Here is a 14,512-nt window from a genome sequence, read left to right as displayed (position 1 = left end):
GGTTCCGGTGCGGCCGGTCTCAGGCGGGGACGGCGAGGCCGCCGGTGTCGGCCGCGGCCACGAACCTGTCGGGGCGCAGGGCCACGGCGCGGGCCCCGTAGCGGCGCAGCCACGGCAGCAGGACCTCGTCGAGGTCGACCAGTTCGTCCGGGCCGCGCGTGTAGGACGTCTTGGGCCGCACGGCGACGTAGCGGGCGCCGAGTGCGTCCCAGGCCGCCTTCTCCTCGGGCGTCAGCAGGGTCGCGGGGTCGACGTCGTCGCCGAGCAGGACGAAACCGCGGCCGAGGAGGTCGTCCAGCCGTGCCATCCGGCCGACGGTGTCGCCGGCGATGGGCTGCGGCACCATCCGGCCGACGATGCTGGCGTCGCCCAGCGGGCCCCTCAGCCATCCGCCCTCCAGCACCGGCGGGGCGGTCAGCGGCGGCTCGTAGGGCGTCACCGTGTTCTGAGGCACCGCGGTCATGGCAGCCTGCTCCTCCTCGGAGGCCTCCCGCTTGATGACCCGTCCGAGACCGACCGCGAGGGCGGTGTAGAACTCGGCGTTGGGGCGCCGCTCCGCCTCGTAGGTGTCCAGCCAGCTCTCGGGCAGCTCGCCCTTGACCACGCCGGCGAGCTTCCAGCCCAGGTTGTGGGCGTCGCGCATACCGGTCTGCATCCCGGCGCCCGCCCACGGCGGCATCAGGTGGGCCGCGTCGCCGGCCAGGAAGACCCGGCCCCGGCGCCAGGTGTCGGTCATCCGCACGTGGTGCCGGTAGAAGGCGTGCTGGTGGATCTCGACGTCGTCCTCGGTCACGCCGAGCGCCTCGAGCAGCGGCCACACCTCGGTGCTGGTCGGGTAGTCCTCCGGGGACTCGTCGGGTTTGAGCGGGATCTCCCAGCGGTGGTTGCCCGCGGACAGGGCGATGTCGACGACCGGGCGCTCCTTGTCGGACCAGAAGGTCAGGAAGTCGCGGTCGGGCCACCAGCGCTTGACGCGGCAGTCGATGACCACCCAGGTGACGTGGTGGGTGTCACCGAGCAGTTGACAGCCCACCCGGCCCCGGGTCGCGCTGCTGCCGCCGTCGGCGCCGATGGCGTAGCGGGCGCGGACGGTGCGGATCGCGCCGGTCGCGGTGTCCGTCGCGGTGAGGGTGACCCCGTGGTCGTCCTGGTCGACGCCGGTGACCTCGGCGCCGTAGTGGACGGTGATGCGGTCGCCGTACTCCTCGGCGGCGGCGCGCAGTTCGGTCTCCATCGTGGGCTGGTAGATGTTGTAGAAGCGCGGTGTGCGGCCCAGTGTCGACGGCGGGTGCTCGATCCGCATGATCTCCGTGCCGTCGTAGGTCATCCAGCGCAGGGCCCGCTGCGGGTCGATCTTCTTCTCGACGCGCTCGTCGATGCCGAGGTCCTGGAAGATCCGCATCGTCCAGTCGTTGACGGTCACCGCACGGGCCCGGGGGTAGAGGTCCTTGTCCCGTTCGAAGACGACGGCGCGGACGCCGTACCGGGCGAGGGTGAGGGCGGCGACCACGCCGGTCGGCCCGTATCCGACGATCGCGACATCCGCGTCGTAACTGTGGGTCATGCGCAGACTCCGTTGTCCCATCCGCAGTCTCGTGCGGAAGTTTTGGACCGATCGGTCGGTCCATTTGTGGGGAGGTTAACAAGCCATGTCCGCGGTATGTCAATACCCGCTTCAAGATCACGTGATAATGGATCAACACCCGGGAACGGGGGGCGGATCACCGTGCCCCGGCACCCGCCTAGACTGCGACGAGTGGAAACGCCCGCGCCGAAAGCGCACACCAGCAACCGTCGCGGCCGCAGATCACGGCAGGAGATCCTCGACGCGGCCGCCCGCGTGATGTCCGTGCGCGGCTACGCCGGCACGTCGATGTCGACGCTCGTCAAGGAGACGGGCCTGCCCAAGAGCGCCTTCTACCACCACTTCGAGTCCAAGGCCGGCCTCCTCTCGGCGGTCATGGTGCAGGGCGCGCAGGGCTTCTTCGCCGCGATGCGCGACGCCCACCGCGACCCGCCGCAGGGCGGCACGCCGGGCGAGCGCATGCGCTGGTACCTGCGCAGGACCGGTGAAGTCATCGAGAACCGGGAGGAGTTCCTCCGGCTGCTCCTGGTGCTGGTGATGAGCCATGAGGCGGCCGAGGCGCCGGAGGCCCTGCGCACCGTGCAGGCCGTCCGGGACGAGGGCCGCGCCTATATGCGGCACATGATCCACTCCGCGTTCGCCGGCGAGGGCGACGCCGCCGCCGACACGGTCGCCGACGCCCTCGCCCACTTCTGCATGGCCGGGTTCGACGGCGCGTTCGTCTCCTTCCAGTCGGCCGACGGCAAGCCGGTCTCGCAGTTCATGGAGGAACTCGCCGACGCCGCGGTGGCGCTCGGCGAGGCGCTCCTCGCCCCTCGCTGAGGCGGCCGGCCCCGTGGTCAGGCCGGCTGCTTCCCGCGTTCGGCGACGATCGTGAGCGCGATGTCGACGATCATGTCCTCCTGGCCGCCCACCAGACGACGGCGGCCGCACTCCATCAGGATGTCGCGGACGTCGACGTCGTAGCGCGCGGCGGCGGCCTCCGCGTGCCGCAGGAACGACGAGTAGACACCCGCGTACCCGAGGGTGAGCGTCTCCCGGTCGACGCGCACCGCGCGGTCCTGGAGCGGGCGGACGATGTCGTCGGCGGCGTCCTGGAGCCGGAACAGGTCGCAGCCGTGCTCGAAGTCCGAGATGTTCGCGACCGCGACGAACGCCTCCAGAGGGCAGTTGCCCGCGCCCGCGCCGTGCCCGGCGAGCGAGGCGTCGACGCGGCGCACGCCGTTCTCGACGGCCACCACCGAGTTGGCGACCGACAGCGAGAGGTTCTCGTGGGCGTGGATGCCGATCTCGGTCCCGGCGTCCAGGACGTCGCGGTAGGCCCGCACCCGCGCGGCCACGTCGTTCATCGTGAGCCTGCCGCCGGAGTCGGTGACGTAGACGCAGTGCGCGCCGTAGGACTCCATCAGCTTCGCCTGCCGGGCCAGTTCCCCGGGCGGGGCCATGTGGGAGAGCATCAGGAAACCGGAGACGTCCATGCCGAGTTCGCGCGCCGCGGCGATGTGCTGGGCGGCGATGTCGGCCTCGGTGCAGTGCGTGGCGACCCGGACGGAGCGGACGCCGAGGTCGTACGCGTGCTTCAGCTCGTGGATGGTGCCGACGCCCGGGAGCAGCAGCGTGGTGAGGCGGGCACGCTCCAGCACGGAGGCCGCCGCCTCGATCCACTCCCAGTCGGTGTGCGACCCGGGTCCGTAGGTGACCGACCCGCCCGCGAGTCCGTCGCCGTGCGCGACCTCGATCGCGTCGACGCCCGCCCGGTCCAGCGCCGTGACGACGCGCTTCACGTCCTCGGGGGTGATCCGGTGCCGTACGGCGTGCATGCCGTCGCGCAGGGTCACGTCCTGGACGAAGATCGGGGTGCCCATCAGTGGCCCGCCTTCCGTTCCGCGATGCGCTCCGCGACCTGGAGGCCGGCGGAGGTCATGATGTCGAGATTGCCGGCGTAGGCCGGGAGGTAGTGCGCGGCGCCCTCGACCTCGAGGAAGACCGACACCTGATGGGTGGGCCGGGCGGCGCCCTCGGGCAGCAGCGTCCCGACCGGCTGGTCGGCGGGCAGCGCGGTGATCTGCACCTGCTGCTTGAGGCGGTAGCCGGGGACGTAGGCGGCGACGTCGGCGACCATCTTCTCGACCGACCGCCGGATCTCCTCGTGGGTCGCCGGGTCCGGCGCCGCGACCAGGCAGAAGACCGTGTCCCGCATCATCAGCGGCGGCTCGGCCGGGTTGAGGACGATGATCGCCTTGCCGCGGCGTGCCCCGCCGACCCGCTCGATGGCGGCCGAGGTGGTCTCGGTGAACTCGTCGATGTTGGCGCGGGTGCCCGGGCCCGCCGACTTCGACGCGATCGACGCGACGATCTCGGCGTACTCGACCGGCACCACGCGGCCGACCGCGGCGACCACGGGAATGGTGGCCTGGCCGCCGCAGGTGACCATGTTGACGTCGGGCGCGTCGAGGTGCTCGCCCAGATTGACGGCCGGCACGACGTACGGCCCGATCGCCGCCGGCGTCAGGTCGATCAGCCGCTTGCCGAGCGGAAGCAGCTTGGCGGCGTTCGCCTCGTGGGCCTTGGCCGAGGTCGCGTCGAAGACGATCTCGATCTCGTCGAAGCCGGGCAGCGCGATCAGCCCGTCCACGCCCTCGTGGGTGGTTGGGACGCGGAGCCGGGCGGCGCGGGCCAGGCCGTCCGACGCGGGGTCGATGCCGACCATGGCGCCCATCTCCAGGTGCCGTGCCCCGCGCAGCACCTTGATCATCAGGTCGGTGCCGATGTTTCCCGACCCGATGATCGCGACCTTCGTCCTGCTCATGCGGCTCCCTCGTCGAAGCGGACCGTCACGGCGCCGAGGCCGGACAGGGTGGCGGTGACGGTGTCACCGGGGGCGACCGGGCGCATCGGACCCAGGGCGCCGGAGAGGACGACCTCCCCGGCGCGCAGCGGCGCGCCGAGGTCCCGGAGGGTACGGGCCAGCCACACGACCGCCTCGACCGGATCGCCGAGACAGGCCGCGCCGGACCCGGTGGAGACCTCGACGCCCTTGATCGCCATGGACATCGCGACGTCGGCCGGCTCGAACTCGTCCAGGCGCAGCCGCTCGGTCCCGAGGACGTACGCCCCCGAGGAGGCGTTGTCGGCGACGGTGTCGCCGAAGCTGATGTCCCACCCGGCGATCCGGCTGCCGCAGATCTCGAGGGCGGCCACGCCGTGGTCGATCGCCTCACGGACCTGCGTGCGGGAGAGCGGCCCCTCGGCCAGATCGGCGCCCAGCACGAACGCGATCTCCGCCTCGGCCCTCGGCTGGAGGACCTGCCCGAACGGGATGGTGTCGCCGTCGGCGTACGCCATGTCGTCGAAGAGGACTCCGAAGTCGGGCTGGTCGACGCCGAGCTGCTGCTGCACGGCCTGCGAGGTCAGGCCGATCTTGCGCCCGACGACCGACGCGCCGGCGGCGAGCCGGCGCTCCGTGAGCGCGGCCTGCACGGCGTAGGCGGCGGCCAGGTCCTCCCGGCCGATCAGATCGCGCACGGGCGGGCACGGTACGCCGGAGGCCAGGGCTCCGGCGATCCGCTCGGCCGCGGCCGCTATGTCGGAGGGGCTCGCGGTGGCGAGCCGGTTGCTTTCGTTCACGCCCTCACTGTGCGGTCGGGCCGGACGCCGAGCCAGCACTTCGTCTCGCTCAGCGATACGCTGGCAGGCATGTCGGAGACGGCGGACCTCAACACGGTGCTCGGCAAGGCGGTGACGATTCTGCGGGCCTTCCGGCCCGACGACCAGGCGGTGGGCCTGGCCGAACTGGTGCGTCGCACCGGCCTGCACAAGGCGACGGTGCACCGGCTGTCCGGCGAACTGGTCGCCAACCGGCTGCTGGAACGCGCCGACGACGGCTACCGGCTCAGCGGCGGCCTGTTCGAGCTGGGCATGCTCGCCTCGCTGGAGCGCAGCCTGCTGGAGGTGGCGATGCCGTTCCTCCAGGATCTGTACGAACGCACCCACGAGACCGTGCACCTCGGGCTGCGCGAGGGCCATGACGTCGTGTACGTCGCCAAGATCGGCGGACACCGACAGGCCAGGGTGCCCTCCCGCACCGGCGGCCGGATGCCGCTGCACTGCACCGCGATCGGCAAGGCGCTGCTCGCGCACGCGGACGCCGATCTGCGGCGTGCCGTGCTGACCGGTCCTTTGGAGCGGCGCACGCCGCACACCGTGGTGGCCCCGGGCATCCTCCGCCGCCAGTTGCAGAGCGTGACCGAGACGGGTGTCGCGTTCGAGCGGGAGGAGTCGGCGGTGGGGCTGGTGTGCGTCGCCGCGCCCGTGCTGGGGCGCCGGGACGAGCCGATCGCCGCGATCAGTGTGGCCGGTCCCACCAGCCGGTTCCGTCCCGAGGGGCACACGACGGCGGTACGCGCCGCCGCGGCGGCGCTGGGCAGCACGCTGACCCGGCGCGACCTCCTGCGCTGAACCGCCGCGGAAAAGCGAGACGGGACCGAGGATGAGCACCACCCCGGCCCCGCCCGTCCGCCCCCTGGCGAACGTTCCCTGACGGGCTACCGCTTGGACGCCTTGCGGGTCGCGCGGAGCCACTCCTTGTTCATGCCGGTGATCGACACGAGCGGGATGCCCTTGGGGCAGGCGGTGGCGCACTCGCCGGTCAGAGTGCAGCCGCCGAACCCCTCCTCGTCCATCTGGGCCACCATGTCCAGGACGCGGGTCTCGCGCTCGGGCGCGCCCTGCGGCAGCACGTTGAGGTGGTTGACCTTGGCGGAGGTGAACAGCATCGCCGCGCCGTTGGGGCAGGCGGCGACACAGGCCCCGCAGCCGATGCACTCGGCGTGCTCGAAGGCGAAGTCGGCGTCCGGCTTGGGTACCGGCGTGGCGTGGGCCTCGGGCGCGGAGCCGGTCGGGGCGCTGATGTAGCCGCCGGCCTGGATGATCCGGTCGAAGGCCGAGCGGTCCACCACCAGGTCCTTCACCACCGGGAAGGCGGCCGCGCGCCACGGCTCGATGTCGATCGTGTCGCCGTCCCGGAAGGACCGCATGTGCAACTGGCAGGTGGTGGTGCGCTCGGGGCCGTGCGCGTCGCCGTTGATGACCAGGCTGCACGCGCCGCAGATGCCCTCGCGGCAGTCGTGGTCGAAGGCGACCGGGTCCTCGCCGGAGAGGATGAGCTGTTCGTTGAGGACGTCCAGCATCTCCAGGAAGGACATGTCGGGCGAGATGTCGTCCACCTCGTAGGTGGACATGGCGCCGTCGGCGTCGGCGTTCTTCTGCCGCCAGACGCGCAGGGTGAGCCTCATGCGTAGCTCCGCTGGGTGGGGTGGACGTACTCGAAGACCAGGTCTTCCTTGTGCAGGGTGGGCGCCTCGCCCGTGCCCGTGAACTCCCAGGCCGCCGCGTAGGCGAACTGCTCGTCCCGGCGGGCCGCCTCGCCGTCGGGGGTCTGGGACTCCTCGCGGAAGTGGCCGCCGCAGGACTCGGCGCGGTGCAGCGCGTCGAGGCACATGAGCTCGGCGAGCTCCAGGTAGTCGACGATGCGGTTGGCCTTCTCCAGCGACTGGTTGAACTCCTCGCCGGTGCCGGGCACCTTGATGCGCCGCCAGAACTCCTCACGGATCTGCGGGATGCGGTCCAGTGCCTTGCGCAGACCGGCGTCGGTGCGGGCCATGCCGCAGAACTCCCACATGAGTTCGCCGACTTCGCGGTGGAAGGAGTCGGGGGTGCGGTCGCCGTCGACGGACAGGAGCAGGTTGAGGCGGTCCTCGGTCTCGGCGACGGTCTCCCGGACGGCGGGGTGGTCCACGGTGACGGCCTCCTGGTGCGGGTTGCGGGCCAGGTAGTCGTTGATCGTGGCCGGGAGGACGAAGTAGCCGTCGGCCAGGCCCTGCATCAGCGCGGAGGCGCCGAGGCGGTTGGCGCCGTGGTCGGAGAAGTTGGCCTCGCCGACCGCGAACAGGCCGGGGACGGTGGTCTGGAGGTCGTAGTCGACCCACAGGCCGCCCATCGTGTAGTGCACGGCGGGGTAGATCCGCATCGGTACCTCGTACGGGTTCTCCGCGGTGATCCGCTCGTACATGTCGAAGAGGTTGCCGTACTTCTCCTCGACCTTCTTGCGGCCCATCCGCCGGATCGCGTCGGCGAAGTCCAGGTAGACGCCCTGGCCGCCGGGGCCGACGCCGCGGCCCTCGTCGCAGACGTTCTTCGCGGCGCGGGAGGCGATGTCACGTGGGACGAGGTTGCCGAAGGAGGGGTAGATGCGCTCCAGGTAGTAGTCGCGCTCGTCCTCGGGGATCTCGTTCGGCGGGCGGTTGTCGCCCTTGGCCTTCGGGACCCAGATACGGCCGTCGTTGCGCAGCGACTCGCTCATCAGGGTGAGCTTGGACTGGTGGTCGCCGGTGCGCGGGATGCAGGTGGGGTGGATCTGGGTGAAGCAGGGGTTGGCGAAGTACGCGCCGCGCCGGTGCGCCCGCCAGATCGCGGTGGCGTTGGAGTTCATGGCGTTCGTCGACAGGTAGAAGACGTTGCCGTAGCCGCCGCTGGCCAGGACGACCGCGTCCGCGAAGTAGGTGTCGATCTTCCCGGTGATCAGGTCGCGGGCCACGATGCCGCGGGCCCGGCCGTCGACGACGATCAGGTCGAGCATCTCGGTGCGCGCGTGCATCTCGACGTTGCCGGCGGCGATCTGCCGGGACAGTGCCTGGTAGGCGCCGAGCAGGAGCTGCTGGCCCGTCTGGCCGCGGGCGTAGAAGGTGCGGGAGACCTGGACGCCGCCGAAGGAGCGGGTGTCGAGCAGGCCGCCGTACTCGCGGGCGAACGGCACGCCCTGCGCCACGCACTGGTCGATGATCTCCACCGAGATCTGCGCGAGGCGGTGCACGTTGGACTCGCGGGCGCGGAAGTCGCCGCCCTTGACGGTGTCGTAGAACAGGCGGTGGATGGAGTCGCCGTCGTTGCGGTAGTTCTTCGCCGCGTTGATGCCGCCCTGCGCGGCGATGGAGTGGGCCCGGCGCGGGGAGTCCTGGTAGCAGAACTGGACGACGTGGTAGCCCTGTTCGGCCAGGGTGGCGCCGGCCGAGCCGCCCGCGAGGCCGGTGCCGACCACGATGACCGTGTGCTTGCGCCGGTTGGCGGGGTTGACCAGCTTGGCCTCGAAGCGGCGCGTGTCCCAGCGCTCGTTGATCGGGCCGGACGGGGCCGTGGTGTCGGCGACCGGCGCACCGGTCGCGTAGTCGGCGTAGGAGGTCATGTCAGCTCACCACTCCGGTCATGACGCCCACCGGGACGGCGATGAAGCCGGCCGTGAGCAGCAGTGCGAGAACGTTGGCGGCAATCTTCAGGGCACGGTCGCGGGTGCGGCTGCCAACGCCAAGGGTCTGGGCGGCGCTCCAGAATCCGTGTCGGATGTGCAGGCCGAGCGCCAGCATGGCGACGATGTAGATGACGTTGCCGTACCAGGTGGAGAAGGTGTCCACGACGTTCTGGTACGGGTGGCCGGGCTGGAATCCACCGGAGTGCACGGTGCCGGTGGTCAGGTCGAGGATGTGCCACACGATGAACAGGCCGAGGATGATCCCGCCCCAGCGCATGGTGCGGGTGGCGTAACTGGCCCGGGGCCTGGAGTGCACGTACTTGCCGGGCCGCGCCCTGATGTCGCGGCGGCTGAGCTGGTAGGCGGAGACGGCGTGGGCGACGACGGCGACCACGAGCACCACACGGATCAGCCAGAGCGTCCACTCGTAGTGCATGAACGGCTCGCCGACCGTGCGCAGCCAGTGGGCGTAGTGGTTGAACTCACCCGCCCCGAAGAAGATCTTCAGGTTCCCGATCATGTGGACGACCAGGTACAGCAGCATGATCAGGCCGCTGACCGCCATCACGGTCTTCTTGCCGACGGTCGAGCCCCACACGGTGCGTGCCATGGACGGCCGTCGGTCCGTCCGCGTTGCCAGTGCCATGTCTCAGAACGCTAGGGCCGAAGGACCCCATCGGTCCAAGACATGGTCCGGCTCGTTTCGATAGGGACTGGCTATGCTGGGGTCGTGCAGTTCCAGCAACTCCAGTACTTCGTGGCGGTCGCCGAGACCCGGCACTTCACCCGGGCGGCCGATCTGGTCCATGTCGCCCAGCCGTCGCTGTCGCAGCAGATCAAGGCGCTGGAGCGGGAGCTCGGCGCGGATCTGTTCCTGCGCGCCCGGGGCAACATCACGCTCACCGACGCCGGGGAGGCGCTGCTGCCGCTGGCCCGGCGCATCCTCGCCGACGCCGACACGGCGCGGCACGAGGTGCAGGAACTGGTGCAGCTGCGCCGGGGCCGGGTGCGGCTCGGCGCCACCCCGAGCCTGTGCACCGGCCTGCTGCCGGACGTGCTGCGCGCCTTCCACGACCGCTATCCCGGCATCCGGCTGCTGGTCGAGGAGGGGGGTTCCCACGACCTGGTGCGCGAGCTGGCCCGCGGCGCCCTGGACCTGGCGCTGGTCGTGCTCCCGCTGCCCACCCCCTCGCCCGCCCTGACCACGGTGGAGCTGCTGCGCGAGGACCTGGTGGTGGTCTCCTCGCCGGAGGCGCCCGCGCCCGGTGGCCCGGGGCGGCGCTCGGTCGCCATCGCGGATCTCGAGGGCGAGCGCCTGGTGATGTTCCGGCACGGCTACGACCTGCGGGAGCTGACGGTCGCCGCGTGCCGCGCCGAGGGTTTCGAGCCGGACCTCGCCGTCGAGGGCGGCGAGATGGACGCGGTACTGGGCTTCGTACGGGCGGGCCTCGGGGTGGCCGTCGTCCCGAGCATGGTCGCGACGCGCTCCGGCCACGGGCTGCGGGTCACCCCGCTGGCCCGGCCCGGACTGCACCGCACGATCGCGCTGGCCCACCGCAGCGACGTGGCGCCGCCGAGGGCCGCGAGGGAACTCCAGCGGATGCTGCTGGAGCGATGACCGTTGAGCGCGCCTCGCGCTTCCGGCCCCGTACTTGATTTCCCGTCAGCTTGACGGCACGTCAGCCTGACTCAACGTCAACTATCGTGCGTCAGAGGCGGTTTCCGCGGCCAGCCGAGCGCGCAGGCCGTCGACCAGTGCCGCCAGGGAGATCTCGAAGGCCAGGTCGGCGGCGGGCCGCCCCTGCGCGGCCGAGACCTCGTCCCGGGCGTGCACCGCGGCGGTGAACCTGGGCACCTGGGGCGAGTCCGGTCCCGGGTCGAACATCGCGGCCGGCGCCACCAGGTCCAGCGCCGAACCCAGGACGAACGACTCCACGCCGACCATGACGGGGATGACCGAGGCGGTCGGCCATCCGCCGCGCTCGAGCCCGGCCACCACCGACTCGTACATCCGCAGGGTGCGGTGGGCACCGGACACCGGCATGGTGGCCAGCAGCGAGATGGTCCGCGGATGTGCCGCGAAGGCCGCCCGGTAGAGCCTGGCCCAGCTGACCAGGGCCTCGTCCCAGGGCAGCACGTCGAAGTCCTTCGCGTCGATCGGGTCGGCCACCAGTTCGCGCACCCCGGCGAGGATGTCGTCCTTGCCCTTGACGTGGTTGTACAGCGAGGAGGGCCGGACCCGCAGCCGCCGGGCCAGCAGGGCGATGGAGAACTCCTCGGCGCCGACCTCGTCGATCAGGTCCAGCGCCCCGCGCACGATCACCTCGCGATCGAGTACGGGCGTGCTCGGGCGTCCCGTCCTTCGCGTCCCGGCGCTCATCCGGTGTCCCCGCCCCTCTTCCCAAGCGTCGTTGCGTGAGTCTAACCTGCGTCCACTAAAACGAACGGCATTCGCTTTGGGGAGTACGCATGTCCCTCACCGTCTTCCGCAACGGCACCGTGTGGACCGGTCTGCCCGCACCCTCCGGCACCGGGCAGCCGCCGACCACACTGGCCGTGCGGGACGGCCGCGTCGAGGCCGTCGGCGCCGCGGCCGAGGCGCTCGCCGACGCCGCCGACGAACTGCTGGACCTCGGCGGGGGGCTGCTCATGCCGGCGTTCGGAGACGGTCACTGCCACCCCGACCAGGGCGGATTCGAAGCGCTCGGCCCGCGCATCCGACCCTGTACCAGCGTGGACGAGCTGGTCGCGGAGGTCGGCCGGTACGCCGCCGAGCACCCGGACGCCGACTGGATCCTCGGCGGCAGCTACGACTCCACGCTCGCCCCCGACGGCCTCTTCGACGCCCGCTGGCTGGACGCCGTCGTACCCGACCGCCCGGTCGCCCTGCGGGCGTGGGACTACCACACGCTGTGGTGCAACACCGAGGCCATGCGCCGGGCCGGCCTCGACGGCTCGGTCCAGGACACCGAACGCGGGCGGTTCGCACGCCGCCTCGACGGCAGCCTGCTGGGCACCATGGTCGAGTGGGACGCCGTCGACGCGGTCCTCGGCGCCGCGCCCCCGCGCACCCTGGACGAACGCGTACAGGCCCTGGCCCTGGCCACCCGCGCCTACGCCGAGTCCGGGGTCACCTGGATCCAGGACGCCTGGGTGGAGCACGAGGCCGTCGATGCCTATCTGGCGGCGGCCCGGCAGGGCGCCCTGGCCACGCGGGTGAACCTCGCCCTGCGCGCCGACCCGTCGCGGTGGCGCGAGCAGCTCGCCGAGTTCGCGGCCGACCGCGACCGGATCGAGGCGGCGGGGCTCGACCGGCTCAGCGTCCGCACCGTCAAGTTCTTCGTCGACGGCATCATCGAGAACCGCACCGCGGCGCTGCTCGAGCCGTACGCCGACGACCCCTGCACCCGGGGCATGCCGATCTGGGCCGCCGCGGAGCTGCGCGAGGCCCTGGTGGAGATCGACCGGCTGGGACTGCAACCGCATCTGCACGCGATCGGCGACGCCGGCATCCGCACCGCCCTGGACGCCCTCGCCCGTCTCACCGAGGCGCGCGGCCCCCGGGACCGCCGTCCGGTGATCGCGCACGTGCAGATGGTCGACCCCGACGACCTGCCCCGCTTCGCCGAACTGGGGGTGATCGCCAACATCGAGCCGCTGTGGCTGCAGCCCGACCCGGCGATGACCGACCTCACCATGCCCCGCCTGGGCGAGATCCGGTCCCTGCGGCAGTACCCGCTGGGCTCGCTGCTGCACAGCGGCGCCCGGGTCTCGTTCGGCAGCGACTGGCCGGTCACCGACCACCGGCCGCTCACCGGCCTCCCCGTCGCGGTGACCCGGCAGACGCCGGAGCGCCTCCCCGAGGGCGGCTGGCTGCCCCGGGAGCGGATCGACATCGAGACCGCGATGTCCTGCTACACGGCCGGCGTCGCCCACCAGGCGATGGCCGACGACCGGGGTGTCCTGGCCCCCGGACGGGTCGCCGACCTGGTCTGGCTCGACCGGGACCCACGCGACTGCGACCCGCACGACGTGCCCGCCGTCGCCGTGCTCGGCACCTGGCTGGCGGGCGAGCGCACCCACGGCACCCACGGCACTCAGGGGTGACCCCACGGCGGGGCACCGCCGAGCGTCCCGCCCCCGCCCTTGCCGGGCCCCTGGCAATGCCTCATTCTTCTGCGGAAGGAACACTTCATGACGGACAAGGAAATCCCCGCGGAAAACGGACTCAAGCGAGTCCTCGGGCTACCGGGACTCACCCTCTTCGGTCTCACCTATCTCGCCCCGGTGACCGTGTTCACCACCTACGGGGCGGTCACCGGCGTGACCAACGGCCATCTGCCGGCCGCCTATGTGATCGCCCTGGTGGTCATGCTGTTCACGGCCGTCAGCTACGGGCGGATGGTGCGGGCGTTCCCGACCGCGGGGTCGGCGTACACCTACACCCAGCAGTCCTTCGGCGGGCACGTCGGCTTCATGGTCGGCTGGACCCTGCTGCTGGACTACCTCTTCCTGCCGATGATCAACTTCCTGCTGATCGGCATCTATCTGCACAGCCAGTTCCCGTCGATTCCCGCCCGGGTGTTCGTGCTCGCCGCACTGCTGCTCGCGCTGCTCGTCAACGTGCTCGGCGTGGACTCCATCAGCCGGCTCAGCGTCCTGGTCGTGGGCCTGGCCGGGGTGCTCGTGGTGCTCTTCGTCGCCCTGTCCGTCCACCACACGCTCGGCCACGGTGCCGCCAAACCGTTCACCTCGTTCCTGCCGGGCGGCTCCGGGACCTCGGCGGCGCTCTCCGGGGCGGCGATCCTCGCACTGAGCTTCCTCGGGTTCGACGCGGTCTCCACCATGTCGGAGGAGGCCAAGGACCCCCGGCGCACCATCCCCCGCGCCATCGTGCTGACCACGGCCATCGGCGGCGTGCTGTTCATCGTGGTGTCCTGGATGGGCGCGCTGGTGCACCCGGGTTCCACGTTCAGCGACCCCGACAGCGCGGGCCTGGACATCATGCGCACGCTCGGCGGCTCGGCCTTCACCTCGTTCTTCGTGGCCGTCTATGTCGCGGGCGCCTTCGGCTCCGGGGTCACCACGCAGGCGAGCGTGTCCCGGATCCTGTACTCGATGGGACGCGACGGGGTGCTGCCCAAGCGGGTGTTCGGCTACCTCCACCCCCGCCTCCGCACCCCGGTGATCGCGACCTGCCTGGTGTCCGCGGTCTCGCTGGTCGCCCTGTTCATCAGCCTCGACAACGCCGTGGTGATGATCAACTTCGGTGCCCTGATCGCCTTCTCGATGGTCAACCTGAGCGTGGTCAAGCACTACCTGGTCGACCAGGGCCGCCGCGGCGGGCGCGACCTGCTCTCCTACGGGCTGCTGCCGTTGGTCGGATTCGCCCTGACCGTCTGGCTGTGGACCAGCCTGGAGGGCATCACCTTCGAGGTGGGGCTCTGCTGGATGCTGGCCGGGTTCCTGTACCTGCTGTTCCTGACCCGCGCGCTCACGCGGAAGCCTCCGGTGATGAGCTTCAGCGAGAACCGGGCGGAGGCGAAGGCCGCTCCCGGCGACGACCGGGGAGCGGGTACGCAGGCGGTGCCGCACGTCTGACTGTCTTCCAGTGCCACGGCCGA

General features: G+C 71.5%; 13 protein-coding genes. 5 read left to right on the top strand and 8 right to left on the bottom strand.

Annotated features, from left to right (window positions below; translation table 11 throughout):
* Positions 1-19: 19 nt before the first annotated feature.
* Entirely contained in the window at positions 20-1,564 is a 1,545-nt protein-coding gene (locus ACIHCX_RS09715; RefSeq protein ID WP_400028270.1) for a bifunctional 3-(3-hydroxy-phenyl)propionate/3-hydroxycinnamic acid hydroxylase, read from the bottom strand.
* Positions 1,565-1,756: 192 nt separating this feature from the next.
* Between ACIHCX_RS09715 and ACIHCX_RS09710 the strand changes: the two genes are divergently transcribed.
* A complete protein-coding gene (locus tag ACIHCX_RS09710; RefSeq protein ID WP_400028268.1) occupies positions 1,757-2,407 on the top strand; it encodes a TetR/AcrR family transcriptional regulator in 651 nt (216 codons plus the stop codon).
* A 17-nt stretch (positions 2,408-2,424) separates the two neighbouring features.
* On the opposite strand, the gene dmpG is transcribed toward ACIHCX_RS09710, so the two are convergent.
* The 3 genes from dmpG to ACIHCX_RS09695 are packed head-to-tail and all read right to left on the bottom strand — an operon-like array spanning position 2,425 to position 5,212.
* Complete coding sequence (gene dmpG, locus ACIHCX_RS09705) at positions 2,425-3,450, bottom strand: 4-hydroxy-2-oxovalerate aldolase (RefSeq protein WP_400028266.1); 1,026 nt, start codon at positions 3,448-3,450, stop codon at positions 2,425-2,427.
* Entirely contained in the window at positions 3,450-4,394 is a 945-nt protein-coding gene (locus ACIHCX_RS09700; protein ID WP_400028264.1) for an acetaldehyde dehydrogenase (acetylating), read from the bottom strand. Before ACIHCX_RS09700 ends, dmpG begins: the two co-directional genes overlap by 1 nt.
* On the bottom strand, positions 4,391-5,212 hold the full coding sequence (locus ACIHCX_RS09695) for a 2-keto-4-pentenoate hydratase (RefSeq protein ID WP_400028261.1): 822 nt from the start codon (positions 5,210-5,212) through the stop codon (positions 4,391-4,393). The genes ACIHCX_RS09700 and ACIHCX_RS09695 overlap by 4 nt, the downstream gene beginning before the upstream one ends.
* A gap of 69 nt (positions 5,213-5,281) precedes the next feature.
* Between ACIHCX_RS09695 and ACIHCX_RS09690 the strand changes: the two genes are divergently transcribed.
* Positions 5,282-6,043, top strand: coding sequence for an IclR family transcriptional regulator (locus ACIHCX_RS09690; protein WP_400028259.1), 762 nt, complete (start codon positions 5,282-5,284; stop codon positions 6,041-6,043).
* An 86-nt stretch (positions 6,044-6,129) separates the two neighbouring features.
* Here the strand turns inward: ACIHCX_RS09690 and ACIHCX_RS09685 are convergent, their stop codons facing one another.
* Genes ACIHCX_RS09685 through ACIHCX_RS09675 form a run of 3 tightly spaced genes read right to left on the bottom strand, consistent with a single transcriptional unit; the run spans position 6,130 to position 9,498 of the window.
* A complete protein-coding gene (locus ACIHCX_RS09685; protein ID WP_400028257.1) occupies positions 6,130-6,879 on the bottom strand; it encodes a succinate dehydrogenase/fumarate reductase iron-sulfur subunit in 750 nt (249 codons plus the stop codon).
* Entirely contained in the window at positions 6,876-8,825 is a 1,950-nt protein-coding gene (locus ACIHCX_RS09680; RefSeq protein ID WP_400028255.1) for a fumarate reductase/succinate dehydrogenase flavoprotein subunit, read from the bottom strand. Before ACIHCX_RS09680 ends, ACIHCX_RS09685 begins: the two co-directional genes overlap by 4 nt.
* A gap of 1 nt (position 8,826) precedes the next feature.
* Complete coding sequence (locus ACIHCX_RS09675; protein WP_400028253.1) at positions 8,827-9,498, bottom strand: succinate dehydrogenase; 672 nt, start codon at positions 9,496-9,498, stop codon at positions 8,827-8,829.
* 120 nt (positions 9,499-9,618) lie between these two features.
* Between ACIHCX_RS09675 and ACIHCX_RS09670 the strand changes: the two genes are divergently transcribed.
* Entirely contained in the window at positions 9,619-10,506 is an 888-nt protein-coding gene (locus tag ACIHCX_RS09670) for a LysR family transcriptional regulator (RefSeq protein ID WP_400028251.1), read from the top strand.
* Positions 10,507-10,587: 81 nt separating this feature from the next.
* Here the strand turns inward: ACIHCX_RS09670 and ACIHCX_RS09665 are convergent, their stop codons facing one another.
* The gene (locus ACIHCX_RS09665) at positions 10,588-11,268 is read right to left on the bottom strand and encodes a TetR/AcrR family transcriptional regulator (RefSeq protein ID WP_400028249.1); all 681 of its coding nucleotides are present in this window, start codon (positions 11,266-11,268) and stop codon (positions 10,588-10,590) included.
* 89 nt (positions 11,269-11,357) lie between these two features.
* Here ACIHCX_RS09665 and ACIHCX_RS09660 point away from each other — a divergent pair, with 89 nt between their 5' ends.
* Positions 11,358-12,995 (top strand): amidohydrolase, encoded by a 1,638-nt coding sequence (locus ACIHCX_RS09660; protein ID WP_400028247.1) that lies wholly within the window; start codon positions 11,358-11,360, stop codon positions 12,993-12,995.
* A gap of 87 nt (positions 12,996-13,082) precedes the next feature.
* Positions 13,083-14,489, top strand: coding sequence for an APC family permease (locus tag ACIHCX_RS09655; protein ID WP_400028245.1), 1,407 nt, complete (start codon positions 13,083-13,085; stop codon positions 14,487-14,489).
* Positions 14,490-14,512 lie beyond the last annotated feature (23 nt).

Source organism: Streptomyces sp. NPDC052043 (assembly GCF_044548235.1).
Lineage (GTDB): Bacteria > Actinomycetota > Actinomycetes > Streptomycetales > Streptomycetaceae > Streptomyces.
Note: the sequence above shows the minus strand (reverse complement) of the source record. Positions and strands in the feature narration are given on the sequence as shown.